Raw genomic sequence first — 15,405 nt, forward strand, 5'->3', positions numbered from 1 at the left:
ATTAATCTCCTTTAAGCACTTTAGCCGGATCGATTCGAATAGCTCTGATAGTTGGAAGAGTCGCGGCGACTAAAGCGGCTGCGAAAGAAAGTAAACTCGTAATCACGAGCACAGGGAGTCGTAAGTCAATCGTGGCATTGAATACCGATTGCCCAAGGAATTGAGCTAAAACATAGCCAATCACTAACCCAGCGATCACTGCGGCACAAGTTATCGCAATGGTTTCTAGAACGATTTGACGAGTAATTGATTGATTGGACGCACCGAGAGATTTTTGAAGAGCAAACTCATAGCGACGCTCGGAAATCATTGATGTCATGGTGGTGTTCACGCATAAGGTGGACAGCACTAGAATCACCAAAGCAACGATGCCCATCAGTAATTTGATTTTGTTAAGTACTTTCCCCTCTGATGCGGAGACTTTGCGGATAGGGCGAACGAGCAGGTCAGGGTGCTGTTGCTTCAAGATAGATTCAAATTGAGATACTTGACCTTTATCGTTGGTTAAACTGAACATAGCAAAGTTAATTTCATTGCCTTTGTTTAGCCATTTTTGTACGAATGGAAGGTTGACGATTAAGTAATTGTCCTCGTCTGCTCCTGACTCCACAATCCCTTTTATCTTGAAGGTATAGCGCTCATTCTTGTTGTATACCGTCAGGCTTGAGCCCACTTTGAGTTCGAGTTTCTCTGCCAGTTTTTTGCCGATCATGACATTGCGATCATCAAAAGAAACACCGACCCAACCACCTTCAACTTGCCAGTAAGGCACAAGTTTTTGCAATTGCGAGAAATCAATCCCCATCAGAACGATTTTTTCTAACTCGGCTTGTACCATGCCATATAAATATGGACTAGATGCGATCAAACTATCCTTTGGCGCTAGTGATTTGATCTGATTATATTGCTCGGTATCTAGATGAGTTGTCGCATCGGGACCGACAAAAAAGTTAGCGCCATAATTGCGCAGTTCATAGCTCATTTTCTGGTTGATATCGAAATATACGCCAGCCATTGCCGTGATAATGGCAGCGCCAACGGTGAGAGCCATAAAAACGACCAACACTCGTTGCGCGCGAAGTCGTAGCGAACGTGAAACTAGAGTCAGTAACATTGAGGAATGTTTATTTGCGGCCATACAGCACCTCAATTGGATAGAGAGAAGCGATTTTTCGGGAAGGGAAGTAGGTCCCGAGTACGGTGATTAAGGTGGAAACAAACAGCACGACAGGCACAATGATCCAATCAAAAGAGATCGATGAGCCAAACAGGGCATAGCCAACGACTTTCGACAACCCCCAGCCAGCCAGACAGCCGAGCAAGCCTCCCAATACCCCGCAAATCATCGATTCGGAATAGAACAAGGCATAAACTTGCCAGTTGTAAGCGCCGAGAGACTTCATTAAACCTATCTCTTTTGCGCGCTGTAAAATGGCGTTGGTCATCAACGAGGCAATCCCCATCGCAGAGGCGATGAGAGCCGCAAAGGTGACAACAAACAGTAAGCTCTGGATTTTTCGAATTACCGTGCCTTCCGATGCAGCAACCTGCCAAAGTGGTTTAACCATGGCATTGTTCATTGCACCTTCTAACTGGAAAGAAATGGAGGAAACAAAGGCAGTGCAGAACCATAGATCATATTCATCGGAGTCTAGCGACTCGAGATCTTCGCGCGCCTTCTTTGAAAGTGCATTTTCCGGCACGGTTAAGGCAGAAACCTTGACCGATTGGAGTCGTCCTTCTAATGCGAGTAAATCTTGAGCTAAATTGAGTGGCATTAATACGGCATTTTCATCCGTAGTGCCGTTTGCAAGAATGCCAGTCACGGTAAGGGAAGTTTGGCGTTGGTCGACGCCTTGCAACTGCAACTTATCACCAATTTTAAGCTTCAGTTTTTGCGCCAGTGATTGCCCAACTAACGCCTGCGCACGTTCATCATCGGGCCATTGACCTGTAACATGCCAATAAGTTGAGATGGTTTTATTCCCGGTTTTATACTCACCATCATCCGATACGGGTAAGTTTTTATCGAAGAAGGTGCCAATAATATTGATGGTTTGATTGGCATCGATTGCTTTGACTTGTCCACGTACAAAAGGGGCAAACCCGATGATGTTGTTGCGCCAGAAAATATCCATAATGTTTGGAAGTTCGCTTTCTGCAAGCAGGTCTTCTTTATCCAATTTGTTGATGTTTTTGGCTAAAATATCAGGGAGTTTGACCTGTCCTTCTGGCGATATTTCAATGTTTGCGCCATAGCTTTTCATTTCCATCGACATCTTGTTACCAATATTGATAGAAATAGCCAACAATGCCGAGATCAAACTTGCGGCTAGAAAAACCGTCACAATCGCGAGCAGTTTGCGATTAGTATCATGACGCCATGATTGACGTAGCATTCTAATTAACATCATTACTCTCCTAATGGATTTAGCGGTTCGACATCCGCGTATTTCCATGGGTCATCACGGAAAGCGTCATAGGATTGTTCCGAGGTAAAGAAGTAAGTTTTACCTGAGAACAAATAACTATGTTCAGCATCCATATTGCTGATTTGCTTACCATTGACGGGATCCGTCGCCATCACTTCCACCACATCACTGAAGTACTTCAAACCGCTTTCCAAGGTGGCTTTAGTGATTAAAATCTCTTGGTTTGCAATGTCCCATTTAGGAATTGGAATTGGGTTACAGCCGCCAGGCTTACCAATGGATGGAATAAAAATATGTACACCACACGCTAAGCAGACGACTTGATCGCCAACTTGCGCATAACCCGCGTCGCCACATAGCATGCAGGAATCGAACACCACGCCAAATTTCTGCTCACCAGCAAAGCGGTCAATGATAAAAAAGCGTACCACTTTTCCATCACTTGCAATCCATTCAAAACGGTGCAGCTTGCCATCAACTAATTGTTCCGTAATTGGAATATGGACGGCTTGATCTGCGGCGATTTCTATTCGTTGTGCTTCTGAGCGACGAATCGGTTGTGAGGCGACTAAGTCCCAAAATAGAAGGGCAACCAGCACGGTTGCGATGGTTGCAATATTGAAGCGAACTTTTCGCTGTGCCGCATTGAGTGCCGCTTGGTGTTTTCTTCGCTCAATGGCTGACTGCGCCAATTGAACTTGACGTTTTAGTGGTCGCACTTGTGTGGTGAAAAACTTGATCAGGCAAAGAGATGCGAGCGCAAGTACCACATACGAGAGTAACCAAGAGAAATTCGTCACCTTGGATACGTAGGATAAGAGCCCTTTATCTAGCCCTAAAATTCCAAGCTTCATACAAGCAAGAATAATCTCGCCTGATAGAGGTAATCCCGCAAGTAGTAGCAGTAAAACACTCAGTGCCGCGCGGGCTTTGTGGTTTAGCGTGCTGGTGTTGATGGTTGCTGAAATTTTAGTTAGCGCAATTAAGAGGAAGCCAAGCACAATCGAACAAGAGTTTAGAATTAACTCAGTGTTGATTACGTTGGTTGTACTTAACATCGTGAGCTTTGCTTCTTTCGCCCACAGGAAGCCGCAAAGAAACACGGTTAAGCTTTGCAGTATGACAAGGACAATCGCGGGTAATCGCCATATCACGCTAGTTAGAACCGAGAAGACCAATACACCGAGGTAAACACTATTGATGACTAGAACGTTTACCTGACTAAATGGCAGTAAATAAAATAGCGTTGTTCCAGCAAAAGCTGCGAGTAAAAACCACCAAATTTGATGTTTATACAAGGAGGTTGTTTGACCCGCCCACAGCACACCAAATAATAGGGCAGGGAGTAGAAAAACAAGTAAGACGTGAGAGAGATAGAAGCTCATATTTATCAATGACCATTCATACACAATGCATCAGATAATGGTTTTACCCTATGCAGAAATAGAACAACCAGACCACAATAAGTGGCCTGGTTTTTTAGTAAACCAAGTGGGTTACTTGATGCCGACGTACTTAAATTCGTATTGGGCATCGAATGGTTTAAACCAGCGACCAACACCGGTTTCTTCATCGGTATGGCGAAGTAAACCAGCTTTTGATGGTGGGTCGATGTGGAAAGTTAGCTTGTAGTTACCTACACCGAGCATATTGATGTTCGAACCATAGTGAGGACCATCTGCTGCCACCATTGGCATGAAAGTACCTTCTTGTGTTTTGCCTGTATCAAGGTTCTTTAGGGTGTAGTTGATAGTTAGATATGGAATCCACTCACCGGCACCAAAGCCATTCTTGTTACCCGCAATAGCATGGATATCAGCTTCTAAGTGAACTTCAGATTTTGACGCAGCGCGCATCATACCCTGAGGTTCCATTGTGACTGGCTTAAGGTAAACCGCAGCGATTTCCATACCATTCATTTCTACTGGTTCACCAGCAGGGTATTCGACGAAAGGTAGGTCGTTTGCCATAGCAACACCAGACAGAGCTGAGAGAGCCACTGCGGTCGCGATGATTTTCTTGTTAAACATAGTAATGTCCTTTACTTGTTTGATTTTTATGGGGTAGTTTCATGTTTAAGACTTTGCTTGTTGGGCAAACTCTCGTTTATTTTTCACTTTCATAACAATGAGTGCGAAAACGGCAGCAACCACTAGTGCTAATTGAGGCACGATGGTTTCTAAGTAGGGATAAATCCCTAAAGGTGCAAATTCTGGTGCGTTAGCAATGAGAGTCGGTTGGAATAGCTTGCCTTCGATCAGTTCTAACACGCCTTTACCAGCGAACACGAAGGCCATTAGGTACATGAACGCACCGGTAAATATAAAGAACGGTTTGAGTGGGAGCTTGACCACGCTGTAACGCATGACGAAAAAGATCACGGTAAGAACCAACACACCGAGGGCAAAACCAGCAATAAGGGCTGTCATAGTTTGTGTGTTTGCATCTGCAGCCAGAGCGAAGTAGAACAATACTGTCTCTGCGCCTTCACGGTACACCGCGAGGAAGCTAGCAAGCCATAAACCAAACAAAGAGCCAGTGGTAATGGATGCGGCTAGCTTATTCTCTAAGTAGCGTTTCCATTGAGCAGCTTCGACCTTAGACAATAACCAGTAGCTCATTGAGAAGAGAATGGCGACGGCGATTAACATGGTGAAACCTTCAAGTAGCTCTCTGCTCGCTCCTGAGTTTTCGAACAACCATTGGAACAGTACTGCAGTGATTGCACTCGCAATAAGACCAACCACAACAGAATTCTTAACCACATGCAGCTTATTTGAAGCGTCATTTTTGATTAAGTAGGCGGTGATAGCGGCGACAATCAGCAGAGCTTCCAAGCCTTCACGGAAAATAATCGTGAAACTTGCGATAAGCATTGCCCACCAACCCAAGCTACCTTCAGAGAGATTGTCTGCCGCATCCATCAAACTGATTTTGAGTTTTTGCACCTGCTGATCGATGTCAGATTGAGCTTGGTTAGCTTTAAGCATGCTCACAATTCGAGTGAAATAGCCTTCAAGCTCGGACTTAAGTGCGCTGTCTCGAGAGCCTACCGCATTTTCCATTCCTGACGCTTCAAAGTGGTCAAAATAGGCATCCTGTACGGCGAGAATTGCTTGTGCTTTATCACCTGCGTTGTAAAGACTTATCGCCTCATTGATTGCACTCATTATGTCGCTAACGACAGGTTTCCAATCTCTTGCTGCAACTTCTTGTTCGTTGCTGTTAGCTGAATTTGATATTTGGAAATCACGAGTCGCAGGAAGACCGGGTAGTTCGTCTTTTAAGCCTTGAACCAATGTTGATAACTCATAGCCAAAGCGAATTAAGTTTTGCTGGCTGTAGTCCAGCTTAGTGATCTTCGCAATGGATCGAAATCCTGCGTTGTACTGAGCAGAGCGTTCAGAAGAGCGGTTCAAACGGATGGCGATTTCTAACTCGGTATTTTTATAGCCCTTAAATTGCGCTTGTTGAACAAGATCAAATGCCAGTTGTTGCTTCTCGCTTGCTTTTGATGGTTGTTCTCCGGACTCACGATATTCAACTAATGCTTGGTTAAGGAGTGTGTCGATGGTAGTAACGGCATCTCGCCAAAATGGCAAAATGTCATCAGCATGGAGGTTGGTATTTTCAGCGGTTAGTTTATGCCCTGACGCTAAGATTTCTGGTAAGCCGGCTATCTCTTGTTTTAGCCAATCTATTTCTGCGTTCACATCACTGGTAGGTTTACCAGCAACGATCATTTTACGAATCTCACCAAACTTAGCTTCAAGCTGATAAGCGTACTGTTGTGAATAGTTAATGCGCACAGGGCCTTCAAGGCTTTCAAAAACCTCGAAATAAGCCATTTGAACGGTTGTTTTTGCTTGAGTCTTATCGCCTTGTTCATAGAGGTGTGCGGTTTTGTCTAAACGACTAGAGATATCTTGAACAGCAGCATCATAGTCAATCGCCCACGCGCTAAGCGAGAATATACCTGCCAAGAGAAGTACAAATATTGATGATAGTTTACGGATCATTTCAACCCACTTAGGAAATAAAAATCACTCTCAAATGTTATTGATAATTATTGTTATCACCATTAAGAAATCAATTGTTACATTTAAACCGTTGAAATAGTGTGTGATTTGTGGGTGGGTGCTGTTTTCGATAACATTTTGAAATAAAAAGGATTGTGGCGGAGAGAGTTTGATATTTAATGGTATTTGGGATCATAGTTCCCAGTTTTAAATGCAACTAATCACCTAATTTAGAAAGAAATTATGCGGCAAATAAAGAGTGGGGTGGGGTTTAGAATACTGAGATGTTGTGACAGAAATCGCGATTAGTTTGAGACAGTTACTCAAATAATCAATCAATTAATAGTGAGTTGAATGGCTGCTTGGGCAACTTTTGCCACATGAGGAATCAATAGAGATTGTTGCGATATGATTTGTTCAATCGTCATCCATTGGCAGTCTATGGCATCATCTGCCGCCATAGCATGGCCTGATACATAGCGGCAAAGTACCGCCAATAATACAAAGTGGTGATGTTTCCCTTGGGCATCAAACTCATTTACTTCAATGACATCAAAGGTTTTTTCTGCAATGGCCGTTACTTGGGTCTCTTCTAACAGTTCGCGACAGGCAGCCTCGTGAAGTGGCTCTCCAGCATTGACCGACCCACCTGGGAATCCCCAACCAAATTTTTGTGGCTCATTAGCGCGTTGAACCAGTAATAACTCGTTGCCTCGGTAAGTAACAGCAATGACGGCAACTCGTGGCAGGCTTAAATTTGGCTTGGTTGTTTCCATTGTCATTATTCCTAAGGCTTTAAACGCAGGCTAGCGAGTGTATATTGACCAGTCAGCTTAAGCAACTGACTGAGATTCAATCATAAACGCTATTGAACTCTCGTTGACATAAGTAGTCGTAAACTAGGTATGTGGGTTACTAGAGATTTGGGGACAGTTGGGTGAGAAAATTATTTTGGTGGAATCTGAATGATCAAGAAAAGGCGCGGCGCTCTTTTATATTAGTGCCGGTGTTTGGTGTTATTGCCTATTTTGGCCTTTATGATTTGGCTTATACACCATTTCGTTTTCTTGGTGCGTTCTTGATCGCTTTGCTCATGTTGTTGCAAGGGCTTTACTATCAGCACAAAGTGAAAAAACGCGCTGGTGGAGCGAAGCCATAATATCTGGCTAAGCGATGAGCAGAGCCAGATACTGATTGGACAACATGCACTATAAGCAACGAGTTCTCGTCTCAATCATTGGCGTAGCCTTACGCTTGCTCAGAAAATCTCGCATGGAAAGGCGATAGCTCATCGCCTTCTACGGTTAATGGGTGATACAAAGCTGGCCTGCGGCCTCGAATCCAACGTCGCCCAGTACACATATCCAGTAATTCGGCTTTTAAGTCAGCCACAATCATATCGTCATCAATGCTGTCTGTTTCGCTAATGATCTGCCCATAAGGGTCGAGTACCATTGCATTTCCCGTTCTAACTTCATCCATGTCTACGCCGATGCCGTTGCTGAAAATGACAAACATGCCGTTGTCGTGAGCACGAGCGGGCAACCAACGCATAAGCCACTGTCGTCCTTTAGGACCTTGCATTTCTGCGCGGATCGTTTCTTGGTCTTGGTGGCGATTATGCCAAAGCTGGGTATCGATGAGCCCCATTGCGTGAGGGCTACGAGAATGACACCCGCCAGTTTGATGAGGCGCGATGAGAATGTCTGCTCCTTTTAACGCGGTGATTCTAACGTTCTCTACTAAGTTATTGTCCCAGCAGATAAGTATGCCAACTCGACACCCGTGAGGGGTATCAAATACGGTGTACTCTGAGCCGCTTTCCATATATTGACTAACAAAAGTGTGTAGCTTCCTATGTTTAGCCAGTTGCCCATTTGGCATCGCCATTACATAGCTATTATACAGTTTGCCTGCATCATCGATTTCAATTAATCCTGCGCCAATACTGATGTTATGTTTAGCGGATAGTGCGATTAATCTTTGGCAGCTTTCGCCCTCAGGAACTCGCTCCGCTAGCGCTCTGATTTGCGACTGATTGAGCTTAGAGACATGCCAATATCCGGTGATGCACATTTCAGGAAAGGCGATGATTTCGACTTGATTGTGAGCGGCTCGCTCTACGTATTGAGTAATGATGGATAAGTTATAGCTTTTGTCATTAGCACGGTGATTAAACTGCACTGATGCAACGCGTACGTCTTTCATCTTGATGTCCTTATATTCTCTTAGTTAGATGTCACCATTTTAAAAACTGTTTTTCATTCCGTATAATGAAGAATATTCCCACTTTAATGAGTAGCAGGAATGGAATTAGACCACTTGCGTACCTTCTGTCAGCTAGCTGAGGATGGTAACTATCGCGTTGCCGCCGATCACTTGAACATCACACAATCGGCTTTGACGAAGAAAATCCAACGGCTAGAGATGCATACCGGTGCGGCATTGTTTGAGCGGGGAAGACATGGAGCAAGGTTAACGCAGGCAGGGCAAACTTTACTCCCAGAGGCGCGACGCGTGGTGGCAAACTTCAACGCTTATCAAGCGCTCTCTGGCTTGGTTGCCGATGGAACAAAAGGGTTCTTAAATATAGGTTTTGGGATTTCCTCTTATCAACTGGCGCCACAATTCATTGCTCGGTTCAAAAACACGTTTCCCAATGTTCATATCACGCTCAATGATACGCCGTCACAACACCAACTTAAGGCGCTGTTAAGAGGTGAGCTGCAAATTAGCTTCAACCGATTACCAGTGAGCGAACCACTAAAGGGCATGGTATTAGCCAGTGATCACTTGGTGGTGGCGATTCATCGAAGCCGAAAGGTAGCAAAAAGTGATATTTGGCATGCGTTACAACATCACGATTATCTCAGGCTTACTCCGTCAAGAGGGTTGGGTTTGGCGCATCAAATAGATGCATTGTTACAAGAACATGGTCAGAGCCTGACTCCGGTACAAGAAGCGAATGACATTCATACCTTGTTGGCTCTTGTCTCTGCTGACTTGGGTTTTACTATTGTTCCTGCAAGCGTCAAACATATTGCCAACAGCAATGTTCGTTTTATTCCTTTGCAAGGGATGAACGCTAGATGGGATATTGGGTTAATCTGGAATGACCACATTGAAAGCCCAACCAAAGACCAATTTGTGCGTTTTATTGCAAGGTTGGAAGAGGGCAGTTAGTAGGGGGTAAGCTCGGAGAGTATGACAAAAGGGCGCTTGGTGATCACATTCAATAATGATTCGCGTATTCACGTTGCTGCCCCATTTCTTTTACTGAACAGCTTTCAGTCCATTCGAGTAATAAAGGTTTGCTCGTCACCCACAAAAGCGACAAAGCCGCCGTGATAGATAAATACCCGACCACGTCCCTCAACGAGACAGGCAAGTTGTGGGTTCAAATCTTCTTCGTTATTCGGACTTTGGAATGTACCAGTATCGGTGATGACGCCACTGAGTGGAGGCAAATACCCATAAGCGCGCTTGGCTTGATCAATCAGGCTCAGCTCGCTCGCAGCAGAGAAGTAAGAGGGGATAGCGCCAGCTTCTTCGACAAATAAAGGTTTCAGTTCTTCAAAAGCTGTAATCACCAGCCAGTCGATGTCGTTAACATGGTGGATAAACATAGAGTGTCTCGTTAATTCTGGTGCGGGGATGTTATCACTATCAAGGGAGAAGATAGTAGATATTTAGTTGCCAAAGGTGGTGATTCGGGGCCATTTCGTTGCATTCACAGGGATGACTTGAAATGCGTTTTGTTCACACAGTTCAGGTTGAGCGATGTAGCTAGGTTTTGCCCTATTATTAGACAGACCAAATACTCTAGCTAATTTAAGTCGCCAACTCTTATCTACTCTTCAACTGCATATCCATTCAGTCAACCTCGATTGATTTCTAACTAAAATTCATCAGACCATTTCTAAAGTCATAGAGGAGGTCAATTATGTGGACGAAGAAAGGTCATATAACTGGGCAGAAAAAAACTCTAAAGCATGAGGATATATGGCGAATTCGTACTCGACTTGAGATCGAGGAAAACATCATGGAACTCGCATCGCTGAATCTCGCCATAGATTGCAAGTTACGATCATGTGATTTACTTAGAATGAAAGTGAGAGACATATCTTCTGGTGGTGTCATTCAAGATCGTGTCCTCTATAGTCAAAGTAAGACGGGGCGAGAGGTGCAGTTTGAGATCACTTCCCGTACAGCACAATCGCTAGCACAGCGGATCATGAAAAGCCAAATTACCGCAGCAGATTACCTAATTCCAAGTTCCAGAAAACCGGATACCGCTATGAGCTATAGCCATTATCTGAAAATCATTCGTCGTTGGGCCGCGAAGCTTGGCTACGATCCGTATCTGTATGGTACTCACTCAATGCGCAGCATGAAAGCCACACTCATTTATTCACGGACAAAGAACATCCGTGCGGTTCAATTATTGCTCAGACACGTAAAACTCGACAATACCATTCGTTGGCGTTGAAATCGAAGACACATTAAACATATCTGAGAGTACCGATTCTTTAACTAGGTCATTCTTTTTTATCTTTTAAGGTGGGCTACTGAATTTACCGATTAAATTAGTTTTTAAACAATGGGTTATATTGAAAATATTGTCTAATTATGCCGTTTTTTTTCATGGTGCTATGCCGCATCTATTCCTTGAATGTACACGTTCAGTTATACTGCTGTTATTGTACGTAAGGAGGTTCAAATGACAGCAGTAGACCGCATTTGTCAAAAGATAAAGCGTTCAAGACGTTATGTGTTTGAACGCAAAGACTTTGATGGATTTGCAAGTTACGACCAAATAGGTCGGGCACTCAGGCAGCTTGTGCAGCAAGGGGAATTAATGAAGCTTGGTTATGGTTTGTATACCAAAGCAAGAATCAATAGTCTCACAGGTAAGCCTATGCCCACCAATCCAGGTGGCACCGATGCTCTTGTGCGAGAAATTCTTAAAATGAAAGGCGTTCATTTTGAGATGGATAGTCTATCGCTACAAAGTCTTTCAGGCACGAGTACCCAAATTCCATCTTCTATTCAGTATTCATGGGATCCAAAACAGTTTAATCGCAAACTGGTTGTCGGTAGCCGTGTGCTGAACTTACCTAGTTAGTATGAACACACTAAAACAACAATTCCTTGAGGTTTCCGATGCGCTTGAGCTTGGAAACCCAGCCATTATTGAAAAAGATTACTGGGTCGTTGCCTTACTAGCCGAACTAGCGAAAGTTTCTCCTGAGCATCATCAAATGGTGTTTTCTGGCGGCACGGCGTTGGCGAAATCAAACGTTAAAATTTTAAGAATGTCGGAAGATGTGGATATAAAACTCATCCCCAACCAAGCATTTGATGAACTGAGCCGTGCGAAAAAGAAAGCCGCGAGAAAGGCATGTGTTAACGAGATTGAACAGGCGATCACTCAGTCAGAGCTATTTACCGTTGAAGAGCGTTCTGTGCGAGATGAGTACCGCTACGTCGAGTTTGAACTTAAATACACGCAGCAGTTTAGCCAAGCACCCTGCCTTCGCCCCATTATCAAGTTAGAGTTAATCGAAACCATTCCATTATTGGATGTGGAGTCGCGCAGCATTCAATCACTGGTAGCAGAGTTGTACCAAAAACCACAAGAAATAAGTGCGTTTGATTGCGTCTCTATCCATGCCACATTGGTTGAAAAAATCATTTCGATGCTGCGTCGTACCATGTCGGTAAAACGCAATACGGAGCGAAGCGATGATGTTGCTTTAGTTCGCCACATCTACGATGTGCACTGTATAACAAAGCTCTCAATGCCTGAACTCAACTCGATTGTCGGTCTATTCAAAGCAGTATTGGCAGAAGATATTGCCCGCTTTGGCAATCAGCATGCGGAGTTTGTTGCCAACCCCAAACAAGAGCTACAACTTGGCCTCAAAGAGCTTGAGGAAAATGCAATATTCCGCCAACGTTTTCAAGAATTTGTCACGCCAATGGTGTTTAACACCGAACCCCATGATTTTGATACCTGCTTTGCCTCATTTAAACGCATTGCAGCATCGCTAATTGAAACCATTTAACACTATTTGAGAAGTAATAAATGCCAAATTCTCCAATCAACCAAGATGAAATTAACAAAGCCGTCTGGTCGGCGTGCGATACGTTCCGTGGCACCGTAGATCCATCCATCTACAAAGACTTCATCTTGACCATGCTGTTCTTAAAATACATCTCAGATGTACGTCAAGACAAAGTGGAAGAACTGACTAAACAGTTCGGTGACAACAAAGAGATGGTTGAAGCCATGCTTGCTAGCCAATCATTCAAAATTCCATCAGGTTCAACCTTCTGGGATTTGTATGATGTACGTAATACCGCAGGTAACGGTACTCGCATTGACCAAGCGCTGCACGCAATTGAAGAAGCCAACGGCACCAAGCTAAAAGGCGTGTTCCAAGACATCAGCTTTAACACCGATAAACTGGGTGATGAGAAACAAAAGAACGACATTCTACGCCACCTATTGGAAGACTTTGGTAAGCCAACCCTAAACCTACGTCCAAGCCGTGTTGGTTCGCTGGATGTGATTGGTAACGCTTATGAATACCTGATCAAACACTTTGCCGCAGGTAGCGGAAAATCGGCAGGTGAATTCTATACCCCACCAGAGGTATCGGATCTGCTTTCTATCATCCTAGAGCCACAACAAGGCGACAGCATTTGTGACCCAGCGTGTGGTTCAGGCTCACTGTTGATGAAGTGTGGTAAGCAAGTTCAAAAGAATTTTGGCGGCTCTAAGCAGTATGCCCTGTTTGGTCAGGAAGCGATTGGGTCAACATGGTCATTGGCGAAAATGAACATGTTCCTGCATGGCGAAGACAACCACCGCATTGAATGGGGCGATACCATTCGTAACCCTAAGCTGCAAGATGCTAATGGTGGCTTACTGCACTTTGACGTAGTAACCGCAAACCCGCCATTCTCGCTAGATAAATGGGGTCATGAAGATGCAGAAAGCGATCACTTTGGTCGTTTCCGCCGTGGCGTCCCACCTAAAACCAAAGGTGATTACGCATTTATCTCGCACATGATTGAAACTCTAAAACCTGCTACGCCAACAAGCAAGGGCGGTCGTATGGGCGTGGTTGTGCCTCACGGTGTGCTGTTCCGCGCATCTTCTGAGGGCAAAATCCGTCAACAACTGATTGAAGAAAACTTGTTAGATGCAGTGATCGGTTTGCCTGAAAAACTGTTCTTCGGCACGGGCATTCCAGCGGCAATCTTGATCTTTAAGAAAAAGAAAGACACCAACGATGTGATGTTCATTGATGCTTCGCGTGAGTTTAAGTCTGGCAAAAACCAAAACGTACTGACACAAGAGAACATCGACAAGATCGTGAAGACTTACCGTAGCGGCGACAACGTGGATAAGTACGCGTATGTGGCAACGCTCGATGAGATCCGTGAGAACGACTACAACCTGAATATCCCTCGTTACGTCGATACCTTTGAAGAAGAAGCGGAAATCGATTTGATGGCGGTGCGTAGTGAACGTTTGGCGCTGCAAACCGAGCTTGCCAATCTAGAAGCAGAAATGGCGGGCTACCTAGAGGAGTTGGGTTATGGTGCCTAATTCAATCTCAAAGCTTGATTTAGTACAGGCTCAAATATCTGAAATTCCTGAAGGTTGGCAACTTTGTAAGGTAAGTGAAGCTTTACGTATTCGCAATAACTTTAGAAAACCAATTAGCCAAGAAGTTCGTGAGACTATGAAGGGGCAATACCCTTACTATGGTCCAACTAAAATTCAAGATTATATTTCTGAATACGAACAAGATGGAATTTATGCGTTAATTGGAGAGGATGGCGATCATTTTTTGAAGTATGCCACAATGCCTCAAACGCAGTTTATATCTGGTAAATGTACTGTAAACAACCATGCTCATATTTTAGAAAGTTCAAGTATCTGTGACTCAGAGTGGTTCTTCAATTACTTTAAGCATAGGAATATAACCAACTTTCTATCAAGGCAAGGAGCTGGACGTTTTAAACTAAATAAAGCCACACTGGAAAAGCTACCATTGCTTGTTCCTCCACTCCCCGAACAACGCAAAATCGCCCAAATCCTTTCAACATGGGATAAGACAATTGCAACCACTGAAAAGCTGATTGATGCCAGCAAGCAGCAGAAAAAAGCGTTAATGCAGCAGTTGTTGACGGGTAAAAAGCGTTTGCTTGACCCTGAAACGGGTAGAGCGTTTGAGGGGGATTGGGAAGAGGTTAAGTTAGAAACTGCTGCAGGAAAAATATTTGGGGGAGGCACCCCCAGTAGAAGTGTTCCTGATTATTGGAATGGTTGTATACCATGGGTAACAGTTAAAGACCTTGTCTCATCTAAGATTCATGGAGCCAAAGAGCACATTAGTGAATTAGGGCTATCAAATAGTTCGGCAAATATTGTGCCTAAAGGTCACGTAATCATTGCGACTCGAATGGCCGTTGGTAAAGCAGTTGTAGCCACATGTAATGTGGCGATAAATCAAGATCTTAAAGCTATATCTCCTAGTGATGTTCTGGATTCTGTTTTTTTGCATTATTGGTTTATGTGGAAATCAGATCTTATTGAAGGTATGGGAACTGGTAGCACCGTTAAAGGTGTCCAAATTAGCAGTATCAAATCAATGGGAATTTTATTACCTGCTGTACCCGAACAAAGAAAAATTGCCTCGGCACTCACCGCCGCCGATAAAGAAATCGAGTTGTTAGTAGCCAAACTTACATACTTGAAGCAAGAGAAAAAAGCGTTGATGCAGCAGCTATTAACAGGCAAACGTCGCGTATCTCTGTCATCTTAGTGTCTGTCGCCCAGCGGTAAATGCTAAGAATACATTAACGTAGCTTTGGTTACGGCATAAAAATAACACTCTTTTGGGCTGCTAATGTGGCCCATTTTGTCATTCAGTTGG

At 44.0% G+C, this 15,405-nt stretch carries 14 protein-coding genes and 1 pseudogene; 7 read left to right on the top strand and 8 right to left on the bottom strand.

What is annotated here, in order from left to right; translation table 11 throughout:
- Nucleotide 1: 1 nt before the first annotated feature.
- From GZK95_RS06270 to GZK95_RS06295, 6 genes are all read right to left on the bottom strand, one after another.
- Entirely contained in the window at nt 2–1,138 is a 1,137-nt protein-coding gene (locus GZK95_RS06270) for an ABC transporter permease (protein WP_075715326.1), read from the bottom strand.
- The gene (locus GZK95_RS06275) at nt 1,125–2,414 is read right to left on the bottom strand and encodes an ABC transporter permease (RefSeq protein ID WP_225623991.1); all 1,290 of its coding nucleotides are present in this window, start codon (nt 2,412–2,414) and stop codon (nt 1,125–1,127) included. The genes GZK95_RS06270 and GZK95_RS06275 overlap by 14 nt, the downstream gene beginning before the upstream one ends.
- A complete protein-coding gene (locus GZK95_RS06280) occupies nt 2,414–3,730 on the bottom strand; it encodes a Fe-S-containing protein (protein ID WP_225623990.1) in 1,317 nt (438 codons plus the stop codon). The genes GZK95_RS06275 and GZK95_RS06280 overlap by 1 nt, the downstream gene beginning before the upstream one ends.
- Before the next feature lie 198 nt (nt 3,731–3,928).
- Nucleotides 3,929–4,462 carry an iron transporter gene (locus GZK95_RS06285; RefSeq protein WP_139315070.1) on the bottom strand — a complete coding sequence of 178 codons (534 nt, stop codon included), beginning with the start codon at nt 4,460–4,462 and terminating at the stop codon, nt 3,929–3,931.
- A 45-nt stretch (nt 4,463–4,507) separates the two neighbouring features.
- Nucleotides 4,508–6,451: an FTR1 family iron permease gene (locus GZK95_RS06290; protein WP_075715323.1), complete on the bottom strand. Its 1,944-nt coding sequence runs from the start codon at nt 6,449–6,451 to the stop codon at nt 4,508–4,510.
- Nucleotides 6,452–6,786: 335 nt separating this feature from the next.
- The gene (locus GZK95_RS06295; protein WP_197740171.1) at nt 6,787–7,227 is read right to left on the bottom strand and encodes an NUDIX hydrolase; all 441 of its coding nucleotides are present in this window, start codon (nt 7,225–7,227) and stop codon (nt 6,787–6,789) included.
- A 161-nt stretch (nt 7,228–7,388) separates the two neighbouring features.
- Between GZK95_RS06295 and GZK95_RS06300 the strand changes: the two genes are divergently transcribed.
- Nucleotides 7,389–7,610: a hypothetical protein gene (locus GZK95_RS06300; RefSeq protein ID WP_139315069.1), complete on the top strand. Its 222-nt coding sequence runs from the start codon at nt 7,389–7,391 to the stop codon at nt 7,608–7,610.
- Between the two features lie 89 nt (nt 7,611–7,699).
- Here GZK95_RS06300 and GZK95_RS06305 read toward each other — a convergent pair whose 3' ends face one another.
- Nucleotides 7,700–8,659 carry a nitrilase family protein gene (locus GZK95_RS06305; RefSeq protein ID WP_075715321.1) on the bottom strand — a complete coding sequence of 320 codons (960 nt, stop codon included), beginning with the start codon at nt 8,657–8,659 and terminating at the stop codon, nt 7,700–7,702.
- A 99-nt stretch (nt 8,660–8,758) separates the two neighbouring features.
- On the opposite strand from GZK95_RS06305, the gene GZK95_RS06310 reads away from it, so the two are divergent.
- A complete protein-coding gene (locus tag GZK95_RS06310; RefSeq protein ID WP_075715320.1) occupies nt 8,759–9,634 on the top strand; it encodes a LysR family transcriptional regulator in 876 nt (291 codons plus the stop codon).
- A gap of 104 nt (nt 9,635–9,738) precedes the next feature.
- Here the strand turns inward: GZK95_RS06310 and GZK95_RS06315 are convergent, their stop codons facing one another.
- Nucleotides 9,739–10,077 carry a cytosolic protein gene (locus GZK95_RS06315; protein WP_075715319.1) on the bottom strand — a complete coding sequence of 113 codons (339 nt, stop codon included), beginning with the start codon at nt 10,075–10,077 and terminating at the stop codon, nt 9,739–9,741.
- A gap of 317 nt (nt 10,078–10,394) precedes the next feature.
- On the opposite strand from GZK95_RS06315, the pseudogene GZK95_RS06320 reads away from it, so the two are divergent.
- The 5 genes and pseudogenes from GZK95_RS06320 to GZK95_RS06340 all read left to right on the top strand — a co-directional run bounded on the left by GZK95_RS06320 (nt 10,395) and on the right by GZK95_RS06340 (nt 15,294).
- Nucleotides 10,395–11,010: pseudogene (locus GZK95_RS06320) on the top strand (tyrosine-type recombinase/integrase).
- A gap of 161 nt (nt 11,011–11,171) precedes the next feature.
- A complete protein-coding gene (locus GZK95_RS06325) occupies nt 11,172–11,576 on the top strand; it encodes a DUF6088 family protein (RefSeq protein WP_075712817.1) in 405 nt (134 codons plus the stop codon).
- A gap of 1 nt (nt 11,577) precedes the next feature.
- Nucleotides 11,578–12,519: a nucleotidyl transferase AbiEii/AbiGii toxin family protein gene (locus GZK95_RS06330; protein ID WP_075712819.1), complete on the top strand. Its 942-nt coding sequence runs from the start codon at nt 11,578–11,580 to the stop codon at nt 12,517–12,519.
- Nucleotides 12,520–12,539: 20 nt separating this feature from the next.
- Nucleotides 12,540–14,072: a type I restriction-modification system subunit M gene (locus GZK95_RS06335; RefSeq protein WP_075712821.1), complete on the top strand. Its 1,533-nt coding sequence runs from the start codon at nt 12,540–12,542 to the stop codon at nt 14,070–14,072.
- A complete protein-coding gene (locus GZK95_RS06340) occupies nt 14,062–15,294 on the top strand; it encodes a restriction endonuclease subunit S (protein ID WP_075712823.1) in 1,233 nt (410 codons plus the stop codon). Before GZK95_RS06335 ends, GZK95_RS06340 begins: the two co-directional genes overlap by 11 nt.
- Nucleotides 15,295–15,405 lie beyond the last annotated feature (111 nt).

Source organism: Vibrio panuliri, assembly GCF_009938205.1.
GTDB classification, from domain to species: domain Bacteria; phylum Pseudomonadota; class Gammaproteobacteria; order Enterobacterales; family Vibrionaceae; genus Vibrio; species Vibrio panuliri.